This is a genomic window from Methylobacterium sp. J-088, from assembly GCF_022829295.1.
Classification (GTDB): domain Bacteria; phylum Pseudomonadota; class Alphaproteobacteria; order Rhizobiales; family Beijerinckiaceae; genus Methylobacterium.
Genome location: NZ_JAKSYH010000073.1, coordinates 41,843 through 61,406, shown reverse-complemented (window position 1 = coordinate 61,406; position 19,564 = coordinate 41,843). Strand labels below are relative to the sequence as shown.

At 69.1% G+C, this 19,564-nt stretch carries 17 protein-coding genes; 9 read left to right on the top strand and 8 right to left on the bottom strand.

All coding sequences use genetic code 11. The annotated features are described in order from the left end of the window. The first annotated feature begins 8 nt into the window (after positions 1-8). The gene (gene lnt, locus MKK63_RS09050; protein WP_244000813.1) at positions 9-1,673 is read left to right on the top strand and encodes an apolipoprotein N-acyltransferase; all 1,665 of its coding nucleotides are present in this window, start codon (positions 9-11) and stop codon (positions 1,671-1,673) included. Next, positions 1,670-2,914 (top strand): MFS transporter, encoded by a 1,245-nt coding sequence (locus MKK63_RS09045; RefSeq protein WP_244000811.1) that lies wholly within the window; start codon positions 1,670-1,672, stop codon positions 2,912-2,914. Before lnt ends, MKK63_RS09045 begins: the two co-directional genes overlap by 4 nt. Here MKK63_RS09045 and MKK63_RS09040 read toward each other — a convergent pair. Then, positions 2,866-3,342 (bottom strand): cupin domain-containing protein, encoded by a 477-nt coding sequence (locus tag MKK63_RS09040; RefSeq protein ID WP_244000809.1) that lies wholly within the window; start codon positions 3,340-3,342, stop codon positions 2,866-2,868. The two genes, MKK63_RS09045 and MKK63_RS09040, sit on opposite strands and share 49 nt — an antisense overlap. A gap of 382 nt (positions 3,343-3,724) precedes the next feature. On the opposite strand from MKK63_RS09040, the gene MKK63_RS09035 reads away from it, so the two are divergent. Beyond that, positions 3,725-4,225: a BA14K family protein gene (locus MKK63_RS09035; protein ID WP_244000807.1), complete on the top strand. Its 501-nt coding sequence runs from the start codon at positions 3,725-3,727 to the stop codon at positions 4,223-4,225. Positions 4,226-4,354: 129 nt separating this feature from the next. Here the strand turns inward: MKK63_RS09035 and MKK63_RS09030 are convergent, their stop codons facing one another. After that, entirely contained in the window at positions 4,355-5,944 is a 1,590-nt protein-coding gene (locus tag MKK63_RS09030; RefSeq protein WP_244000805.1) for a catalase, read from the bottom strand. A gap of 135 nt (positions 5,945-6,079) precedes the next feature. On the opposite strand from MKK63_RS09030, the gene MKK63_RS09025 reads away from it, so the two are divergent. The 4 genes from MKK63_RS09025 to ilvA all read left to right on the top strand — a co-directional run bounded on the left by MKK63_RS09025 (position 6,080) and on the right by ilvA (position 10,182). Continuing rightward, a complete protein-coding gene (locus tag MKK63_RS09025) occupies positions 6,080-7,015 on the top strand; it encodes a LysR substrate-binding domain-containing protein (protein WP_244000803.1) in 936 nt (311 codons plus the stop codon). 146 nt (positions 7,016-7,161) lie between these two features. After that, entirely contained in the window at positions 7,162-8,220 is a 1,059-nt protein-coding gene (locus MKK63_RS09020; protein ID WP_244000801.1) for an AbrB family transcriptional regulator, read from the top strand. Further along, positions 8,217-8,564: a diacylglycerol kinase gene (locus MKK63_RS09015; protein ID WP_243916940.1), complete on the top strand. Its 348-nt coding sequence runs from the start codon at positions 8,217-8,219 to the stop codon at positions 8,562-8,564. The genes MKK63_RS09020 and MKK63_RS09015 overlap by 4 nt, the downstream gene beginning before the upstream one ends. A 10-nt stretch (positions 8,565-8,574) precedes the next feature. After that, positions 8,575-10,182 (top strand): threonine ammonia-lyase, biosynthetic, encoded by a 1,608-nt coding sequence (gene ilvA, locus MKK63_RS09010; protein WP_409564493.1) that lies wholly within the window; start codon positions 8,575-8,577, stop codon positions 10,180-10,182. 13 nt (positions 10,183-10,195) lie between these two features. Here ilvA and MKK63_RS09005 read toward each other — a convergent pair whose 3' ends face one another. The 3 genes from MKK63_RS09005 to MKK63_RS08995 form a co-directional block, all read right to left on the bottom strand. Next, the gene (locus MKK63_RS09005) at positions 10,196-10,855 is read right to left on the bottom strand and encodes an MgtC/SapB family protein (protein ID WP_244000837.1); all 660 of its coding nucleotides are present in this window, start codon (positions 10,853-10,855) and stop codon (positions 10,196-10,198) included. 82 nt (positions 10,856-10,937) lie between these two features. Then, positions 10,938-11,879, bottom strand: coding sequence for an EcsC family protein (locus MKK63_RS09000; RefSeq protein WP_244000796.1), 942 nt, complete (start codon positions 11,877-11,879; stop codon positions 10,938-10,940). Between the two features lie 25 nt (positions 11,880-11,904). Next, a complete protein-coding gene (locus MKK63_RS08995) occupies positions 11,905-13,293 on the bottom strand; it encodes an AmpG family muropeptide MFS transporter (protein ID WP_244000834.1) in 1,389 nt (462 codons plus the stop codon). Between the two features lie 270 nt (positions 13,294-13,563). Between MKK63_RS08995 and MKK63_RS08990 the strand changes: the two genes are divergently transcribed. Continuing rightward, a complete protein-coding gene (locus MKK63_RS08990) occupies positions 13,564-14,568 on the top strand; it encodes a histidine kinase dimerization/phosphoacceptor domain -containing protein (protein ID WP_244000832.1) in 1,005 nt (334 codons plus the stop codon). 68 nt (positions 14,569-14,636) lie between these two features. Continuing rightward, the gene (locus tag MKK63_RS08985) at positions 14,637-15,068 is read left to right on the top strand and encodes a response regulator (protein WP_244000793.1); all 432 of its coding nucleotides are present in this window, start codon (positions 14,637-14,639) and stop codon (positions 15,066-15,068) included. A gap of 238 nt (positions 15,069-15,306) precedes the next feature. Here MKK63_RS08985 and mutS read toward each other — a convergent pair whose 3' ends face one another. The 3 genes from mutS to MKK63_RS08970 all read right to left on the bottom strand — a co-directional run bounded on the left by mutS (position 15,307) and on the right by MKK63_RS08970 (position 19,538). Then, positions 15,307-18,021, bottom strand: a complete 2,715-nt coding sequence (gene mutS / locus MKK63_RS08980) for a DNA mismatch repair protein MutS (RefSeq protein ID WP_244000791.1) — start codon at positions 18,019-18,021, stop codon at positions 15,307-15,309. A 147-nt stretch (positions 18,022-18,168) separates the two neighbouring features. Then, complete coding sequence (locus MKK63_RS08975; protein ID WP_244000789.1) at positions 18,169-18,462, bottom strand: hypothetical protein; 294 nt, start codon at positions 18,460-18,462, stop codon at positions 18,169-18,171. Between the two features lie 218 nt (positions 18,463-18,680). Further along, entirely contained in the window at positions 18,681-19,538 is an 858-nt protein-coding gene (locus tag MKK63_RS08970) for an alpha/beta fold hydrolase (protein WP_244000787.1), read from the bottom strand. Positions 19,539-19,564: the final 26 nt, after the last annotated feature.

The window sequence follows — 19,564 nt, the reverse complement described above, 5'->3', positions numbered from 1 at the left end:
TGACGCGCATGACGGCGGGGTACGCCCGGGCTTCCGCAGCGCCGGGCGCGCCGACGCATGACTGGATACCGGGTTTCGTGCGGGCCATCATGGGTCTGACCGGCTGGCGTCGCCTCGGGCTGGCGTGGCTCGTGGGTGCGCTGGGTGCGCTGGCAATGCCCCCCTTCGGGGCTCTGCCCGCCCTGATCCTCTCCCTGACCGTCATGGTCTGGCTCCTGGACGGGGCCGCTGCGGGCCGCCCTGCCCCGCGCCGCTTTTGGCCATGCTTCCTGATCGGCTGGGCCTGGGGCTTCGGTTATCTCACCGCCGGCCTGTGGTGGCTGGGCCAAGCCTTTCTGGTGGAGGCCGACGAGTTTCTCTGGGCGCTGCCGCTCGGCGTCGTCGGCCTGCCCTTCGGGCTCGGCCTGTTCTACGGCGCGGGTTTTGGCGCCGCAGGCCTTCTATGGTGCCGGGGGTCGGGGCGGATCGCCGCCCTCGCCTTCGGAATCGGCGGCGCGGAATGGCTGCGCGGCCACCTGTTCACGGGCTTCCCGTGGAACACCCTCGGCATGGCGCTCGCCCAGAACCTTTGGCTGATGCAGTGGGCCGCCGAGATCGGCCTCTATGGCCTCACCGTGCTGGCCATCCTGATCTGCGCCGCCCCCGCGACGCTCGCCACCGGCTCGCAGCCGCGCAGCCGGTTCGCTCCGAGCGTGGCTGCCGCCTTGCTGTTTGCCGGTATGGCCCTGTTCGGAGCCGAGCGCCTGGGGTCGGCGGATCCGGTGGCTGCGGGTGTCCGCCTGCGCCTCGTCCAACCGAACCTGCCGCAGGACGCCAAGTTCAGGCCGGAGAATCGCGCCGACATCGTCGACCGCTACATCGAATTAAGCCAGCGTCCGGTGGCAGCGGGCGAGCCTGAGCCGACCCATATCATCTGGCCGGAATCCGCCTTCCCGTTCCTGATCCAGCGCGATCCCGAGGCTTTGGCCAAAGTGGCGGCCGGTCTCAAGCCTGGGCAGCACCTCGTCACCGGCGCGGCCCGGGCCGAGGAACCGCTGCCGGGCGAGCGCCTGCGCTACTTCAACGCGATCCTGGTGATCGGGCCGGATGGCGTGATCTCCGACAGCTACGACAAGGTCCACCTTGTCCCGTTCGGCGAGTACCTGCCCGGCCCCCTCGACGCCGCGCTGCGGGCGCTGGGCCTGCGCCAGTTCGTGGCGGTTCCCGGCGGCTTCTCGGCCGGTGCGCTTGCCGCGCAGCGGATCCTGGCGGTGCCCGGACTGCCGCCGGTGGCGGCGACGATCTGCTACGAGGCGATCTTTCCGGGGGCGATCCTGCCCGCGGGCCACACCGCGCCTGCCGCCCATCCCCCGGGGCTGATTCTCAACGTCACCAACGATGCATGGTTCGGCGATACGCCGGGCCCGCGCCAGCATCTTGCCCAGGCGCGCCTGCGCGCCGTCGAGGAGGGGCTGCCCCTGGTCCGCGACGCCAATACCGGGATCTCCGCGGTGATCGACCCGCACGGCCGCATCATCGCCGAAACGCCGCTTGATCAGGAGACGTGGCTCGACGCCGATCTGCCCGCGCGGATCGTGGGCGGCACCCTGTACGGCCGGTTCGGCGACGCGGCCTTCGCGCTAATGCTGGCCGCCTGCCTCGTCGGGGCGGTGACGGCCGGGCGACGGATATGAGTGCGGGATCCGCCGGAGGGCGCCGGATTCTGCTCGTGCTCGCGCTGATGCTGGTCGCGTTCAACCTGCGGCCGGCGCTCAGCACAGTCGGGCCCCTGCTGGCGACCATTCGGGACGAAACCGGCCTCGGCGCGGGCGGTGCCGCGATCCTCACCACCCTCCCGGTCCTGTGCCTCGGCATCGCCTGCGCGCTGGCGGCGCCGCTGATCCGGCGGATCGGGGCTGATCTCGCGGTGCTTGCTGGCACCACCATCCTGACGGCTGGGCTGACGCTGCGCGGCCTCGGCGGCCTCGTGCCGCTGTTTGCCGGAACGGCGCTCGCCGCCATCGGCATTGGTCTCGACAACGTCCTGCTGCCCGCTCTGGTCAAGCGCGACTTCGCCGGCAGCAGTGGCCTCATGACCGGCCTCTACACCATGACCCTCTGCCTCGGCGCCGCGGCCGGCGCGGGTGCGGCGGTCCCGGTCGAGCACGCCCTCGGGGGCGGATGGCCGTCCGCCCTGGCGATCTGGGCCTTGCCGGCGCTGGTTGCCGGCTTGATCTGGATCCCGTTTGCCCGCCGGCCGAGCGCACGTGCGGCGCCCTCGGCCGGGCGTCTACTCCGCAACCCCCTCGCGTGGTGGGTGACGGGCTTCATGGGCCTGCAATCCTCGCTGGCCTACATCCTGTTCGGCTGGCTGCCGCTGCTGCTGCAGGGGCGCGGTCTGTCGCCGCTGGATGCCGGCTTGTTCGCCTCGCTAACGACGCTGGTCCAGGCGCCCGGCGCGTTGCTCATCGCCATGCTGGCGGCCCGTGCCCGCGATCAGCGGGCCTGGATCGTCGCGATCCCGGGCCTGACCGCCGGCGCCTTCCTCGTTCTCGCCTTCGGACCTGACGCTCTGCGCATCCCGGCCGCCTGCGCGCTGGGCTTCGGGATCGGCGGCTGCTTCGGCCTGGGACTCACCCTGATCGTGCTCCGCGCGGCAGATGCGGCGAGTGCCGCCGGCCTGTCAGCCATGGCGCAGGGCATCGGCTACGCGGGGGCTTGCCTCGGACCGCTGGCCTTCGGGCTCGCCCACGAGGCGACCGGGGGGTGGGGCATCCCGGGCATCCTGTTCGCAGGGATCGCCACCGCCGCGATCCTGATCGGCCTGGCGGCGGGCCGTGACCGCAAGGTCAGCGCGGCGGAGCCTGAGTTCCCTGGCCCGGTGGCTCAGTCGCTGAGTGCGCTCCAGCCGTCGAACCCGGCCAGCGGCTCCTGATCGTAGCGCAGCATCAGGTCTTCCATCGCCTCGGCCTCCGACAAGCGCCCCGCGGCGGCGAGATCCGCCAAGCCCTCGAAGAAGCCCTCGCGGGCGAGCGCCGGCGCGAAGCTCAGGGTGAAGCGGACCGGCTCGTCGCCGCGGTTGGCAAAGGCGTGCGGCGTACCCGGTCGGACCAGCGCGAAGTCGCCGGGTTCGAGATCGATGTCGGTCCCGTCGAGGTGTAGGATGAGGGCGCCGGCTTCCACCGCAAACGTTTCGGTGAGCCGGGCGTGCCGGTGCAGCCCGGCTCCGGGCGTGCGCGGATCCATCGTGATTCGGTAGATGCCAATCGCGTCGGCGGTCGCATCGCCGCGCGCGAGATAAGTGACCCGCATCCCACCGATCACCGCGTTGGGCTTCGCATCGTTCCGGACGATCGTTGCCATGGCGTCCTCTTAGCGCTCCAGACTCATGCTGGCCTGCCTCCGCATCATGCGGTACGGGCCATAGGGTCGCAATACTCGGAGAAGTTCGACACGGGGCTTGCCGAGTTGAATTATCGGCAGCGGCAATGAACCCCCAAAGGCTGTCGGCCTCAGATAATCTGTAGACGCGATGCCGCCTTCAGATTGACAGATGCAAAAGTGAAATTAAACGCATTCATGCTTCCCAGAGGACCGGCATTCTGCAGTTGCATGACTGCTGAGGTCTGACCTCTCGACCTGCATCCCGAACGTCCTTGACTGCCCCCAATCAACAAGCACGGTTACTCGGAGTATTGCGGCATGGGCTCGCCGTGGTGGCCGCCTTCCGCGTCGGGTGATGAGCATGGAACGGATCGATAGGATAGGATGCCGGCTGCTTTTCGCGGCGCTGTTCACGTTGGGGCTGACGTCGACGGGGGCCGAGGCGCGTGGGTTCGGCGGCGGTTTCCATGCTGGCCCGGTCGGGCCGCAGATCGGCGGCTGGGGTCGCCCGCTGGGACCCGTTCGGCCGGGCTTCGCTCCCGGCGGCTTTGCCCGGCCGGGATTCGTAGGCCGGCCTCCCTTTGCCCATCGGCACTGGCATCGCGGCTACTCGGGCTACGGCTACGGGCTGGGTGGACTCGGGCTCGGCTTGGGCCTCGGCGGGTTGTTCGAGAGTTACAGCGATCCCTGGTATGACGACGATTACGTGTACACACCGCCGGTCTACGTGATGCCGGTCGAGACGGAGGTGGTGACGGGCGATCCAACTACCATCGCGGTCTGCGCGCGGCGGTTCAAGACCTACGATCCAAGCACGCAGACCTATATCGGCAAGGGCTACGTGCGGCGCCCCTGCCCGTGAGGAGCCATCGTGGCGGGGGGGTGCCGGCACCGCCAACTTTCGCCGCGTAAGGGCCTCAGCCTCGAATCAACGAAAAGGCCCCGCGAGCTGGTGCTCGCGGGGCCTCCCGGCCGTCGGTTTTACGAGACCTTACTCCGCAGCGACCCGGTGGGCCTGCGAGCCGTCCGTGTAGGTCTCTGACTGCAGGCGCTTGCCCGGCGCGGCGCGGCTCGGCAGCGGCGGCAGGGCCTTGGCCTTCTCCAGGTCGATGCCCGCACCCTCGGCGACGCGACGGCCGTAATCCTCGTCGGCGTGCCAGAAGTGCCAGACCATCCGCAACTGGATCGGCTCCGGGCACTGCTTCATGTCGCCGACCAAGTTGGCGATGAGGTCGTCGCGCTCCCAGTTTTCGAACGAGCGGTAGCGCACGCCTGCCTGGGTGTAGTCGTCCTCGGTCCGCGAGGTCTGGTAGCGGCCGAGATTGCCCTGGACCGGCTGGTGGTAGTCCCGGGCCGGCTTCGGGGCTTCCTGCAGGCCTTCGGCCAGCGTCGAGGGCTCGTAGTTGATGTGCTTGTTCGGCCCCGTGCCGTCGACCGAATAGGTCATCTGGCCGTCCCGCTGGTTCGAATAGACTTTCACGCCGGGCTGGGGCGCGTTGATCGGCAACTGCAGGTAGTTGGCGCCAACCCGGTAACGCTGCGTGTCCGAGTAGGACAGCGTCCGGCCCTGAAGCATCTTGTCGTCCGAGAAGTCGATGCCGTCGACCAGCACGCCAGTGCCGAAGGCCGACTGCTCGACCTCAGCGAAGAAGTTGTCCGGCACCCGATCGAGCACCATCCGGCCGCAGGGCAGCAGCGGGAACTGGTCCACCGGCCACAGCTTCGTGTCGTCCAGCGGGTCGAAAGACAGGTGATCGTTCGGGCCGTCCGGCATGATCTGCACCGCAAACTCCCACTCGGGGAAATTGCCGGCCTTGATGTTGTCGTAGAGGTCGCGGGTGGCATGCCCGACATCCTTGCCCTGGATCTCGGCGGCCTGGGCCGAGGTCAGGTTGCGGACGCCCTGCTTCGGGATCCAGTGGAACTTGCAGAGCACCGCCTCGCCCTGGTCGTTGACCAGCTTGTAGGTGTTGACGCCAGAGCCTTCCATCTCGCGGTAATTGGCCGGGATGCCCCAGGGCGACTTCAGGTGTGTCACCATGTGGATCGCTTCGGGGTGCTGGGCCACGAAATCGAAGAAGCGCCACGCCTCCTGACGGTTCGTCACCGGGTCCGGCTTGAACGCGTGGATCATGTCGGGGAACTTGATCGCGTCGCGGATGAAGAAAACCTTGAGGTTGTTGCCTACGAGGTCCCAGTTGCCGTCGACGGTCTTGAACTTCACCGCGAAGCCGCGCGGGTCACGCTCGGTCTCGGGGCTCTCCTTTGCGCCGGCGACGGTCGAGAAGCGCACGAACATCGGCGTCTTCACACCGGTCTCGTTCAGGACACGGGCACGGGTGTACTTGGAAGCGGGCTCGTTGCCGATCTTGCCGTAGGCCTCGAAGTAGCCGTGGGCGCCGGCGCCGCGGGCGTGAACGACGCGCTCCGGGATCCGCTCGCGATCGAAATGGGTGATCTTCTCGATGAACTGGTAGTTCTCAAGCGTCGCCGGCCCGCGCTCACCGACCGTGCGGGTGCTCTGGTTGTCGCGGACCGGATGGCCCTGGCGGGTGGTCAGGATCGGGCGTTGATCGGTCATACGTACCGTCTCTCCGTTTGCGAAGGCTCGTGGCTGACACCGGGGACAACCTGGAACCGTTCTCTTGATCGGTTATGACCCTGCCGTGACCCCGAGGCAAATGCATCGTCACAAACGTCGTGATAGAGGGGGTCTATGAACTTATCGGGCCTGTCCCTGCGCGATTTGGAATACGTCATCGCCGTCGCCGATGAGGGCCATTTCAGCCGGGCGGCGGAGCGCTGTAACATCAGCCAGCCGACGCTGAGCGTGCAGATCCGCAAATTGGAAACCGCCCTCGGGGTGGTTTTGTTCGAGCGCTCGAAGCGCCGGATCCTGCTGACTGAAGCAGGCCAGGTGATCGTGCGGCAGGCGCGCGTCGTCCTGGTCGAGGCACAGCGCCTGCTTGCCTTCGCCAGCGAGGGACGCGGCTCGCCGCTCACCGGGCGCCTGATCCTCGCCGCGATTCAGACCCTCGGTCCCTACCTCTTTCCGCTGGTGCTGCGGCCGCTGCGCGAGGAATATCCGCTGCTGACTCTCTCCCTGCAGGAATCCCGCACCGCCGACATCATCGAGGGCCTGCGTGACGGGCGGATCGACGCGGCCCTGGTCTCGCTGCCGGTGCCCCAGCACGGCTTGACCGCGTCGCCCCTATTCATCGAGCCCTTCTGGCTGGCCTGCCCGGCCGAGCACGCCCTCGCCCGCGGCGGCGCTCTGTCGGCGACCGAGATCGCGGGCCCGGACCTGCTGCTGCTCGACGAGGGCAACTGCCTGCGCGATCAGGCGATCGCGGCCTGTGGCGCCGGCTCCTCGATCGGCCGCCACGCCACGAGCCTGGAGACCCTGCGCTCCATGGTGGCGGCCGGAGCCGGATACACCCTGCTCCCCGCATTAGCGGTGCCGGCCGGACCCGACCCGAGCGGGCTGATCGTCACGCGGGCGTTCGACCTCGACGGTCCGGGCCGGACCATCGCCCTCGTCTGGCGTACCAGCGATCCCCGTGCGCCCGGCCTGTCGAGCTTGGCGGCCTTCTTCCGGGCCCACGCGCCGCCCGGTACGGCGGCCTGCCGCGACGGGACTCCACGGATCTGAGCGGCGTGCGCGAAACCTTGGAGGCGTAAGCCCTGACATCCGCGCGGGGCCGCGATGCCGAATCTTTGCCGTGACAGGGCCAATATTGCCGTGTAGCGCGCGGAGGAAGCCCGACCGTCCGTCCGGGCCCCGCCCCACCGATCGCCTTGCCCTCCCTTCGCTCCATCGGCCTCTGGGCCGCCCTCGTCGCCGTGTCCGCGGCCATCTCGTACGGCTTGACGCACGCGCATTTCCCGGCGGCTTTGCTGCTCGGGCCGATGATCGGTGCGATCGGCTTCGGTGTCGGCGGGTCGCGGCTCCACGTGCCGCGGCCCGCCTTCAACGCCGCTCAGGCGATGATCGGCTGCCTCGTGGCTCACGCCGTCACCGGGCAGATCGCCCAGACCCTGCTGGAGGATGGCCCGCTCATCGTCGCCGTCGTGTTCGTGACGGTGGCGGTCAGCGGCGTCGTCGGCTTGGTCCTGACGCGCCTGCGGGTGTTGCCCGGTACCACCGCGGCCTGGGGCTCCTCACCGGGCGGCGCCTCCGCCATGGTGGCGATGGCCGAGGATTTCGGCGCGGATCCGCGGCTCGTGGCTTTCATGCAGTATGTCCGCGTGGCCGCCGTGGTGTTCTCGGCCTCGCTGGCGGCCCGGTTCCTCATGGAGAACCCGGCTGCCGCCGGTGCATCGGGTGGTGCCGAGGCGGTCGAGCCGCTCTCCCTGCTGGCGACCCTCGCGGTGGCGGTGATCGGCGCGGGGGCGGCCCTCGCCCTGCGGGTGCCGGCCGGCGCTCAGATCGGCCCGATGGTGCTGGGGAGCCTCCTCCACGCCACCGGCGTCGTCCGGATGGCCCTCCCGGTGCCGATCCTCGAACTCGCCTATGCCTGCATCGGCATCTATGTCGGACTGCGCTTCACCCGCGAGACCCTGCGCCGCACCGTCACGGCGCTGCCGGGGATTCTGGTGGCGACCTTCTCGGTGATCGCGCTCTGCGGTGCCTGGGGCTGGGGGCTGACCCTGCTGCTGCCGATCGACCTGCTGACCGCCGTGCTCGCCACCAGCCCGGGGGGGCTCGACTCGGTCGCGATCATCGCGGTCGGCTCGAAGGCCGACGTCTCCTTCGTGCTGGCGGTCCAGACCCTGCGGTTGTTCGTGGTTCTGCTGACCGGCCCGCTGCTCGCCAAGTGGATCAGCCGGTCCGTGCCGGAGGGCGCGGCTCGATGAACGCTCTGGTCCTGGCCTTTCTCAACTCCTGGCGCGGCCTGCGCCATGGCGCGCGCACCGAGCGGGCGGTCCGGCAGGAACTGGTTCTGCTGGCGGTCGGCGTGCCGGTCGCGCTGCTGCTCGGCGCGACCCTGTGGGTGCGTGTCGCGCTGATGGTGAGCCTGCTGCTGATGCTGGCCGCCGAGTTCCTGAATACCGCCGTCGAGAAGCTCTGCGACCACGTCCATCCGAGCCACCATCCGATGATCGGCCGGGTGAAGGATCTCGCCTCGGCCGGGACGTTCATGGCGCAGGTGGCGGCGCTGTTGGTGTGGGTGGCCGCACTGGTCGAGCGGTTGGGCTGACCTGCCCTGCTTGTCCGGCGCTCGCTTCTCTGGCCGTGAGGGTCTATCTGCCGGGCCTATCAAAGCGCGCCGCCTGAGATCCCGCACCGTGACGGACTACATCCGCAAGATCCTCACCGCCCGCGTCTACGACGTGGCGATCGAGAGCCCACTCGATCCGATGCCGCGTATCACGAAGCGGCTCGGTCGACCGGTGCTGCTGAAGCGTGAGGATCTGCAGCCGGTCTTCTCGTTCAAGCTCCGCGGCGCCTACAACAAGATGTCGGGCCTGAGCCCCGAGCAGATCGCCCGCGGCGTGGTCTGCGCCTCGGCGGGCAACCATGCCCAGGGCGTCGCGCTCGCCGCCGCCAAGCTCGGGGCGCGGGCCGTGATCGTGATGCCGCGCACCACGCCGTCGATCAAGGTCGATGCCTGCCGGGCCCGCGGCGCCGAAGTGATGCTGCACGGCGACGCCTTCGACGAGGCGCTGATCCAGGCCAAGATCCTCGAAGCCGAGCAGGGCCTGACCTTCCTGCATCCGTTCGACGATCCGGATGTGATCGCCGGCCAGGGCACGATCGGTAAGGAGATCCTGGAGCAGCACACCGGTCCGATCGAGGCGATCTTCGTGCCGGTGGGCGGCGGCGGGCTCGCCGCCGGCATCGCCACCTTCGTGAAGTACCTGCGCCCGGGCACCAAGGTGATCGGCGTCGAGCCGGAGGACGCCGCCTGCATGGCCGCGGCGCTGGCTGCCGGGACCCGGGTCAGCCTGCCCACGGTCGGGCTGTTCGCCGACGGCGTTGCCGTGCGGCAGGCCGGCGAGGAAACCTTCCGCCTCTGCCGCGAGCACCTCGACGAGGTCATCACCGTCGATACCGACGCCATGTGCGCGGCCGTCAAAGACATCTTCGACGATACCCGCGCGGTGTCGGAACCCTCTGGCGCGCTAAGCCTCGCCGGTGCCAAGCTCTATGCCGAGCGCGAGGGCGGCGACGGAACGCTGATCGCCATCTCGTCGGGGGCCAATCTCAACTTCGACCGTCTGCGCCATATCGCCGAACGGGCGGAGATCGGCGAGCAGCGGGAAGTTTTGATCGGCGTTACGATCCCCGAGCGGCCCGGCGCCTACCGGGCCTTCATCAATGCCCTGGGGCCGCGCGCCGTCACCGAGTTCAACTACCGCCATGCCCCAGGCGCCGAGGCGCAGATCTTCGTCGGCATCAATGTCACCGGCGGCAGGCACGAGAAGCAGGCGCTGATCGGTTCCCTGCGCGAGGCCGGCTACCGCGTCCTCGACATGAGCGACAACGAGATGGCCAAGGTCCACGTCCGCTACATGGTGGGCGGCCGGGCGGTGGGCGTCGCGCACGAGCGGCTGTTCCGCTTCCAGTTCCCGGAGCGGCCCGGTGCGCTGATGAAGTTCCTCGACGTGCTGGGGCCCGACTTCGATATCACGCTGTTCCACTACCGCAATCACGGTGCGGATTACGGCCGCGTGCTGGCCGGCATCGCGGTCCCCCCGGGCGAGCGGGCGCGGTTCGATGCGGTCATTGAGGCGCTGGGATACCCGGCCACCGACGAGACCGAGAACCCGGCCTACCGTCTTTTTCTCGACGGCGAGATGGCCGGGGCGGCGTGAGGCTGGACCCGGTCTATTCGGACTCCTCCTCCACCGCAGTCACGTCCGGCATGGCCCGCAGCTTCTCGGCGATCGCGGCGACGCTCGTCCGCGACAGACGCACGAAGGTGACCGTAACGTCGTCGAAATCCGGGTTCACGCTCGGGCGGACCGCGAAGGTCCGCACCCGGGAGGCGCGCTCGCCCGTCGCCATCTGAAGGGTGTCGATCGACAACCTGCCCGCGCGTGCAGTTAAACGGAGCGTCCGCGCCCGCATCCGGTCGCGCCAGCGCTCTTCGAACGGCTTCACGCCGGCCAGGATACCGACGATCAGCGCCGTCGTGGCGATGGCCGGCACGTAGAGCCCGCTGCCGATCGCGAGTCCGATCGCGGCTACGCCCCAGAGGCTCGCCGCCGTGGTGAGCCCCTTCACCACCTCGCCGCGCAGCAGGATCGTCCCCGCCCCCAGGAAGCCGATCCCCGACACGACCTGGGCTGCGATACGGGACGGATCGAGCACGACATGCTCGGCGCCCAGCACGTCGCCGAAGCCGAAGGCCGAGACCAGCATGATCAGGCAGGAACCGACGCAGACCAGCATGTGGGTCCGCAGGCCTGCCGCCCAGAGCAACCGTTCGCGCTCGAGGCCAATCACGCTGCCGAACAGGGCCGCCAGCGCCAGCCGCGCCACCATCTCACCGTTGCCGATCAAGACCCTCTCCGCTCATCCGCGTGATGCGGAATGCGCCGATCCTGGACGATGATGAGCCGACTTATCAACTCGTTCCCAGCGCCGCCTTCTCGACCTCGTAGGCCGCCCGCACGACGTCCGGACCGTAGGCCCGCTCCAGGCGGCGGACCGTGAAGTGGGCCCGCGCCGTCGCCTGAAAGTGGTTCATGAACGCGGTGTTGACGGCTGCCCCCCCGAACGCCCCGAGGATCGGCACCGCTTGCGCGGCAACCTTCTGCGAGACGACGAGGCCGAAGCGGGCCGCGATCTGCGCGGTGAAGCGGATCAACGCGGGGGCCGACTGGTCGAGAAGGGTCTTGCTTCCGGCGTAGCGCGCGGCCTCTGCCAGTGTCTTGGCCAGGGCTGCACGGACCGCGAAGTAGCCGCTCTCGGTGAGCGCCGAACCCGCCTCCGTGATCGCCGGCGCCCGGCCGCCCAGGGCGAAGACCTGCACGCAGGCCAGCGCGCCTTCGGGCGTTTCCAGGTCTTCGCCCGCCTCACGGGCGATCTCGGCAATCGAGCGGAGCATCAGCGTCGTCGAGACCGGCAGTTCGACCGCCAGCGTCGAGAGGCCGAACGCGCCGCCGATGGCGCCGGACAGCGCCGCATAGGCCTTGTGCTTGGCATCGCCCGAGCCGAGCAGCCGCGTGATCCGGCTCTCTGCCTTGGCGCTCGCCGTGCCGAGGGTCTCGCCCGCCGTCGCCGGCGCGAGTTCCGTGCGGGGCAGCGTCGCCAGGGCGACTCGGAGGGCGCCGCGCATGGCGGCCTCGGTGCTGCGACTCACCACCTCGGTCACGGGTGCCGGCAGCGAGCGTCCGATGATGTCCAGCGGCGCCCCGGCGGCCGCGGAAAGGCGGGCTGCGAGGCTCGGCCGTTCCAGAGCCTGCACGGCCCGGCGCAGGGCGGCGAGATCCGCGTCGCTGAGGATTGTTTCGCCGGTCACCGTCGGCAGCGTCGTATCGGCGCGGGAGATATCGGTCGTGGTCATCCAAGGATCCCTGGATCTGTTCCGGTCACACGGCCCCCGGGGCGCGCGCCGTGGAAGGAAGTTCTGCGCCCGTCGCGCGGTTCCCCACCGCGTTCGGCCCAGATGCGAGCGGAGCCTCCCGGACCGTTTTGCCGCTGCGACGCCCGACGGCGAGGCACAGTGCCAGCACCGGAATGCCGACCAGCGAAGTCAGCACGAAGAAGGCCGGGTAGCCGATGGCCGCGACGATGAAGCCCGAGGCACCCGCGATCAGCTTGCCGGGCAGCGCGTAGAGCGAGGAGAACAGCGCGTATTGCGTTGCTGCGTAGGCCGGACTGGTGAGACTCGACATGTAGGCGATGAGCACGATGCCCGCGAAGGAGCCGCAGAAATTCTCGATCGAGATGGCCACCGTCAAGCGCCAGAGCTCCGGGGCACCGGCCGAGAGCCACGCGAAGGCGAGGTGCGAGGCGGCCGCCAGGAAGGCGCCGAGCAGCAGCGTCGGGAACAGACCGAGCCGAGCGAGCGCCCAGCCCCCCGCGAAGCCGCCCGCAATGCCGACCCAGATGCCGTAGAGCTTGGTAACGGTCGCGATTTCCTTTAGGTCGAAACCGAGCGTCCGGTAGAGCGGGCTCGCCATCACCCCCGAGAGGAAGTCCGGCAGGCGGAACAGCGCCACGAGCAGCAGGATGCCCCACAGGGCGTTCCCGAAGCGGCCCTGCAGCTCGATCAGCGGTTCCAGCACCGCACGGCGCATCGACCAGAGCCGCGAATGGCCGGGCGTGTCGGCCACGGTCGCCCGGGGCGCGTCGAAGGCGGGCGCCAGCAGGGCGGCCACCATGCCGACCAGCATGAGCGCGGCCATGATCAGGTAAGCCAGCATCCAGCCCCCGGACGCGGCGATGAACAGCGCGCCGGCGCCCGCGGTGATCAGTCCGAGGCGGTAGCCGAGGTTCGATGTCGCCGCCAGGATGCCCTGGAAGTCGCTGCCGGCGGCGTCGATGCGCCAGCCGTCGATGACCACGTCCTGGCTCGCCGCGCAGAACGCGACCAGGAAGGCCCCGAACCCGAGCAGCGCGAGGTTGGTCTTCGGATCCGAGAAGGCCATCAGGACGAGGCACAGCGCGACGGCGGCCTGCGTCGTCACCATCCAGGCCCGGCGGCGACCCAGCCGCGCGCCCAGGAACGGTACGTTCAGGCGGTCGATCGCCGGCGCCCAGAGGAACTTCAGGGAGTAGGGCAGCGCCACGTAGCTGAATAGCCCAATGGCGCGCACGTCGATATCCGAGAAGGCGAGCCGGAGCGTGAAGGTCCCCAGCACCAGCAGCAGCGGCAGACCCGACGAGAATCCGAGCGCAAGCATCAGGATAATGCGCCGGTCCTCTACGATGTCGCGGAGGCGGAAGCGGCGCAAAGCCTGTGGCTGGTTGCCCATGGCATGGAACTCCTGAGCGTTCATGGCCTTGATCCCGCGAAATCGTGGCAACTGTGCGCCGCGGTGATGCTCGCTGGATTGTGATGCAGGTCGCCTCGATCTTGATCGAAGCTTGGTTAACGCAATCTCCATGCGCCGTGGATCGGGGCTGGAGGCCGTTGGGCGGACGCGTCGCGTTACACGGTGTGGAATGATGCGGTGAGTGCCCGATTGGAGCCCACTCCGCCACCCGCGATCCTGGTCGACGCGTTCGCACGCAGCCTGTCGCCGATGGTGATCACCGACGCCCGCGCGCCCGATAACCCGATCGCCTGGGCCAACGATGCCTTTCTCCAGGCCACTGGCTACGACGCGACGGAGATCGTCGGGCGTAATTGCCGCATGCTTCAGGGGCCGGCCACGGATCGGGCAACGGTCGAGCGGATTCGCGCGGCCATTGAGGCGGCCGAGCCGATTTCCGTCGAGCTGCTCAATTACAGAAAGAACGGCACGGCGTTCTGGAACGCGATGACGATCACGCCGGTGAGCGACGCGAAGGGTGTGGCATTCTACTACGCCGCCCAGGCGGACATGACCCCCACCCACCAGCTCGAAGACACGATGCGTGGCACCAACGACGAGCTTGAGCGCCTCGTCGATGCCCGCACGCACGCCCTGACCGCGGCGCTGGAGCAGAAGACCGCGCTGCTGCACGAGGTCGATCACCGGGTGAAGAACAATCTCCAGGTGATCTCTTCACTGATGCTGCTGAAGGCCCGTCGTACCCCCGAGGGCGAGGCGCGTGATGCGCTTCAAGGCATGGCGGAACGGATCGGAGCACTGTCGACCGCGCACCGGCTGCTCTACTCGGAGGGGGACTGCGCCCATTTCAATCTCGGCGAATTCGCGTCCGAGTTCCTGTCCGACATGAATGCGGGCCTCGACCCGGAGCGGCATCGGATCGAGGCCGACGTGGAGTCGATCTCGGTGGCGGCCGCGATGGCGGCGCCGCTCGCTCTGTTGATCCATGAACTCACTGCCAACGCCCTGCGCCATGCCTTCCCGGACGCACGCGAGGGACGGGTCTCGATCGCGGCCAAGCGGACCGAGCGAGGGATGCACCTGACGATTCGGGACGACGGGGTCGGCCTCGCGGCGGCGCCGCCGAACCCGGCGGGTTTCGGGCGCAACCTCGTGGAAATGGTGGTGCGGCAGATGCGCGGGACCATCGCCTGGATGGATGCCGTGCCGGGCACGACCGTCGAGATCGACATCCCGCTGCAGCCTGCGTCTTGAGTATTCAGCGCCAACACGCCACGCTCGCCGAAGCGTCTGCGTTCGCGGTGTCGGAGCACGGAGACGGAATGGGGACCGGAAACGCGGGGGCCGCGCTGCGCATCCTCGTGGTCGAGGACGAAGCGTTGATCGCCCTGGAGCTCGAGTGCCTTCTGGACGATCTCGGTCATGTCACGGTGGGCATCGCCGGAACCTCGGCCGAGGCGATCGCGCTCGGCCGCTCCATGGCGCCCGACGTCGCCCTCGTGGATATTCATCTCGTGGATGGCCCGACCGGGGTCGAGGTCGCCCGGGCGCTTTCGAAGGACCAGCGCACCACCGTGGTGTTCATGACCGCCAACGCGAAGCGCATCCCGTCGGATTTCGCGGGCGCCATCGGGGTGATCGCCAAGCCGTATTCCGAGCGGGTGGTCGCCAGTACCCTCGACTACGTGGCCGACCGGCGCGCCGGCCGGAGCGGAGAGGTCTGCCCGGACGGCTTCTTGCCGGCGCCGGTGTGAGGTTTCCTGGGTTTATGGCAGGCCCTCCCCAGCCCCAGCGAAGGCCACACTGTTCACGCATCTCTGACGGAAATCGATGCTCGCGGCAGAGCGTGACCTGCCCCCTCTCCCGTTCGGGATAGAGGGACTTGCGCCCGATTTTGAATGGATGTGACCGGTCCTGATGGCGGATTCCGCAAGCCCGAAGAGGGTGAAGAAAAGACGCGGCGGCGTCTGAGCTTCCTTCGACATTCGCACCTCACCCCCTCCCCGCGCGCGCGCGCTTGAGCCGATAGAGTGCGTCCAGCGCCTCCCGGGGCGTCAACGCGTCCGGATCGATGGCGTCGAGGAGCGCCCCGAGCGGATCCTCGGGCGGGGGCTCCGGCGGCGGGGGTGGTGCGAGGGCAGCGAAGAGCGGCAGGTCGTCGATCCGGGCGCGGGCAGGTCGGCCGCGCTCCGCCTTCTCCAGACTCTTGAGAATTGCCCCGGCCCGCGCCACGACGCTGCCGGGCAGGCCGGCAAGCCGCGCCACCTGCAATCCGTAGCTGCGCTCGGCCACACCGGCCACCACCTCGTGCAGGAACACGACGCCGTCCCGGTGCTCGGCGACCTTCAGTGTCGCATTCTCCAGCCGGGCGAGGCGGTCGCCCAGTGCGGTCAGCTCGTGAAAATGGGTGGCGAACAGCGCACGGCAGGCGTTCACCTCGTGCAGATGCTCCAGGCAGGCCCAGGCAATGGACAGGCCATCGAAGGTCGCCGTGCCGCGGCCGATCTCGTCGAGAATCACCAGGGAGCGGCGGGTGGCCTGATTCAGGATCGCGGCGGTCTCGACCATCTCGACCATGAAGGTCGATTGCCCCCGGGCAAGATCGTCGGCGGCGCCAACCCGGGAGAACAGCCGGTCGAGCCGCCCGATCCGCGCCTCCGCGGCCGGCACGAAGGCCCCCATCTGAGCCAGCACCACGATCAGCGCGTTCTGGCGCAGGAAGGTCGACTTACCCCCCATGTTGGGGCCGGTGATCAGCCGGATCCGGCCCCGCGTGTCGCCCGAGAGATCGCACGCGTTGGCGATGAACGGCTCGCCCGCCCGGCGCAAAGCCGCCTCGACCACCGGATGGCGCCCGCCGACCACGACGAAGCTCAGGGAATCGTCCACGATGGGCCGGCGCCAGTCGAGCTCGACCGCCAGTTCGGCATGGCTGGCCGCCACGTCGAGACCGGCCAGCGCCTCCGCCACCTCCGCGATGTTTTCGGACTGTGCGAGCACGCGCGCCGCGAGATCGTCGAACACGGCTGCTTCGAGGGCCAGCGCCCGGTCGGCGGCCCCCGAGATCTTGGATTCGAGGCCCCCCAATTCGACGCTGGTGAAGCGCATGGCGTCCACCATCGTCTGTCGGTGGACGAACTCACTCTGGAGGCCCTTCAGACAGGCCTCGCCGACGGATTGCGGGACCTCGATGAAATAGCCCAGCAGGTTGTTGTGCTTGATGCGCAGGGTCCGGCACCCGGTCTGCTCGGCGTATCGGGCCTGGAGGGCGGCGATGACCTTGCGGGAATCCTGGCCGAGCGTCCGGGCTTCATCGATCTCCGGGTGATAGCCGGCGCGCACGAAGCCGCCGTCCCGCCGGTTCAGGGGAAGCTCGTCGGCGAGCGCGGCCGACAGCGTGGCGATCAACGCAGCGTCTGCTCGCGCCAGATGGTCGGCCAGTCGGGAGAGATCCTCGGGCAGGTCCGGGGTGTCGAACAATCGTGCACCAAGATCCGCCGCGACGGCCAGACCTGCGCCGATGGCGGCGAGGTCCCGTGGCCCGGCGCGGCCGAGGCCGGTGCGCGACAGGGCGCGGGCGAGGTCGGGCGCCCGGGCAAGCGCATCGCGCAGGCCGGCACGTTGGGAACCGTTCTCGGCGAGGTGCGCCACCGCTTCGTGCCGGCGGGCGATGGCCTCGAGGTCGGTCAGCGGGCCCGCGAGGTGCTCGGCAAGCAACCGTGCCCCGTTGGCCGTCACGGTGCGGTCGATCGTTGCGAGCAGGCTTCCCGTCCGCTCCCCCGACAGGGTGCGGGTGAGTTCGAGATTGGCCCGGGTGGCGGCATCGATGGCGAGCGTCGCGCCTGCATCCTCCCGGGTCGGGACCGCCAGGGTCGGGCGGGCCGCAAGCTGCGTGCGGGCGATGTAGAGGAGCGCCGCCCCGGCCGCCGCAATCTCGGCGCGGGTGAATTGGCCGAAGCCCTCCAGGGTCGAGACGCCGTACTGTTCGCGCAGGCGCCGCTCGGCGGCGGCGGGCTCCAACTCCGCCTGCGCCAGGGGGACGATGGCGGCGCGGCTCTCCTGCCAGATCCGCGCCAGCGCCGGATCGGCGTGGATCGCCTCCGACAGGACGATCTCCCGTGGGTCGTGGCGGGCAATGGCGCCAATCAGGTCGCCGGCCGGAACTTCACTCAGGGAGAAGCGGCCTGTCGAGATATCCACCGCCGCAAGCCCGTAGGCGACCGCGCCCTCCCCCGTCTTGCGGCGTCCGATCGCCAGCAGGAGGTTGGCCTGAGCCGGATCGAGCAGACGGTCCTCGGTGATCGTGCCGGGGGTGACGAGGCGCACGACCTCCCGCCGCACGACCGATTTCGGGCCGCGCTTCTTCGCCTCGGCGGGATCCTCGGTCTGCTCGCACACCGCCACCCGGTGCCCGAGGGCAATGAGGCGGTTGAGGTAGTCGTCGGAGCGCTCGACCGGCACGCCGCACATCGGGATCTCACCGCCCGCATGCTTGCCGCGCTTGGTCAGCACGATGCCCAGAGCCCGGGAGGCGATCTCCGCATCCTCGAAGAACAGCTCGTAGAAGTCGCCCATCCGGTAGAACAGCAGGCAGTCCGGGTTGGCGGCCTTGATCTCGATGTACTGCGCCATCATCGGCGTGGCGCCGACCGGATCGAGGCCCGGGGCGGGCGGTAGCTCTGCGGGGCGGACGGCGGTGCGGGCCATGGCGCGTCTTAGCAGAGCGCAGCCCGCGAATCAGGAGGCGCGCACCGCCGCGGCTGGGGAGAAGCCGCGGCGGCAGTGGATGGCGCTCACTCTTTGATATGGCCTGCGCTCTTGCGCCGGACCGGCATCCCCGTCAGCGGAGATCGCTCAGTAGCGGGGGCCGCCCGTGGTGTTGCCGAGCTGCTGCTGGTAGCCGGGCCGCGACGGGTTTCGGGCGTTCGGGTTACCGTGGCGCATCGTGTTGAGGCGTCGCATCCGGCGTTCGTGTCGGGTGGAATGATGGCGATGCATCCGGTGATGGTGATGCATCACGACGTTCTGGGTCAGGCCGCTATCGGCCAAGCCGGGCTGCGGCATTGCGGGGGCAGCATGAGCCACCGCCGAGCCGGCCAAGAGGCTGCCGGCGAACAGGCCCGCGGTCAGCAGGGTGCGAAACGACATGGTCTCAAATCTCCGATCGGCTTTCAGAAGCCATCCCCCAATCCGGAAACGATCGGACGGTTCCGTCTTAGTGCAGGAAACATTGAAATATACCTTGGAAAGAATATGGATTAAAGCAGTGCCTGCTGCGTGTTAAGGTTTGGCTCCCTGTCGACTTGCAATGACTGTAAAGTGAAATCGTTTTATCAGTGCAATTTTATGGAGCGGACAGCGGCGGCTCAGGCGAGAAAGGCGATGAGATCGGCATTCACCGCGGCCGGCTCCTCGTGTGCGAGCCAGTGACTGGCGCGATCGTACCAGCGAATCCGTCCTTCGTCGCAGATTGCGAGGCTCGCTTCCGCCAGGCCTGCCTGCAGGGCTGTGTCCCGCCGGCCCCAGAGAATCAGGGTGGGCACGCGAACCCGGGGCGGCTTCGCCCGGGGGAGCCGCACCAGGGCTCGGTACCAGTTCAGCATGCCGGTCATCGCCCCGGGCTGACGCCAGGCCTCGACGTAGCGGTCGAGATCGGCGGCTGCGAAGGCGCCGGGACGGCTGGTGGTGGTGAGCGCCCGCCGCAGCGCCCGGCACCGATCCGCGGTGAGCAGGCGTTCCGGCAGACCGGGAAGTTGGAACAGACCAATGTAATAGCTGCGGAGCATCTGGCCCGGATGGTGCCGCATATAGTCACCGACGATGCCGGGATGCGGCGCATTCAGGATCGCCAGTCGCTCGATCCGGTCCGGGTAGTGGCTCGCCACCCACCACGCGACCAGGCCGCCCCAATCGTGCCCGACCAGCCGCACCGTCGGGAAGCCAAAGGCATCCGCGAGCGCGATCACGTCGCCGGCCAAGCGGTCCAGCTGATAGGCTTCGAGGTCCGCCGGCTTGTCGCTGAGGCCATAGCCGCGCTGATCCGGCGCGATGACCCGCAGGCCCGCTGCAGCGAGTGGGCCGATCTGGTGGCGCCAGCCGTACCAGAATTCCGGGAAACCGTGCAGCAGGATGGTCGGCGCGCCGGCATCCGGACCGGCCTCGGCCACGTGCAGGCTGAGTTCCGGGAGCGCGATCCGCCGGAAGGTCACACCCGCAACATCCATCGTCGTCGATGCTCCGCTCCAGCGGG

Excerpts from the sequence above, each read along its gene's own strand:
- lnt (WP_244000813.1), top strand. The coding sequence starts at position 9 with ATGACGGCGGGGTACGCCCGGGCTTCCGCAGCGCCGGGCGCGCCGACG.
- MKK63_RS09045 (WP_244000811.1), top strand. The coding sequence starts at position 1,670 with ATGAGTGCGGGATCCGCCGGAGGGCGCCGGATTCTGCTCGTGCTCGCG.
- MKK63_RS09040 (WP_244000809.1), bottom strand. The coding sequence starts at position 3,342 with ATGGCAACGATCGTCCGGAACGATGCGAAGCCCAACGCGGTGATCGGT.
- MKK63_RS09035 (WP_244000807.1), top strand. The coding sequence starts at position 3,725 with ATGGAACGGATCGATAGGATAGGATGCCGGCTGCTTTTCGCGGCGCTG.
- MKK63_RS09030 (WP_244000805.1), bottom strand. The coding sequence starts at position 5,944 with ATGACCGATCAACGCCCGATCCTGACCACCCGCCAGGGCCATCCGGTC.
- MKK63_RS09025 (WP_244000803.1), top strand. The coding sequence starts at position 6,080 with ATGAACTTATCGGGCCTGTCCCTGCGCGATTTGGAATACGTCATCGCC.
- MKK63_RS09015 (WP_243916940.1), top strand. The coding sequence starts at position 8,217 with ATGAACGCTCTGGTCCTGGCCTTTCTCAACTCCTGGCGCGGCCTGCGC.
- MKK63_RS09005 (WP_244000837.1), bottom strand. The coding sequence starts at position 10,855 with ATGGTGGCGCGGCTGGCGCTGGCGGCCCTGTTCGGCAGCGTGATTGGC.
- MKK63_RS09000 (WP_244000796.1), bottom strand. The coding sequence starts at position 11,879 with ATGACCACGACCGATATCTCCCGCGCCGATACGACGCTGCCGACGGTG.
- MKK63_RS08995 (WP_244000834.1), bottom strand. The coding sequence starts at position 13,293 with ATGGGCAACCAGCCACAGGCTTTGCGCCGCTTCCGCCTCCGCGACATC.
- MKK63_RS08990 (WP_244000832.1), top strand. The coding sequence starts at position 13,564 with ATGGTGATCACCGACGCCCGCGCGCCCGATAACCCGATCGCCTGGGCC.
- MKK63_RS08985 (WP_244000793.1), top strand. The coding sequence starts at position 14,637 with ATGGGGACCGGAAACGCGGGGGCCGCGCTGCGCATCCTCGTGGTCGAG.
- mutS (WP_244000791.1), bottom strand. The coding sequence starts at position 18,021 with ATGGCCCGCACCGCCGTCCGCCCCGCAGAGCTACCGCCCGCCCCGGGC.
- MKK63_RS08975 (WP_244000789.1), bottom strand. The coding sequence starts at position 18,462 with ATGTCGTTTCGCACCCTGCTGACCGCGGGCCTGTTCGCCGGCAGCCTC.
- MKK63_RS08970 (WP_244000787.1), bottom strand. The coding sequence starts at position 19,538 with ATGGATGTTGCGGGTGTGACCTTCCGGCGGATCGCGCTCCCGGAACTC.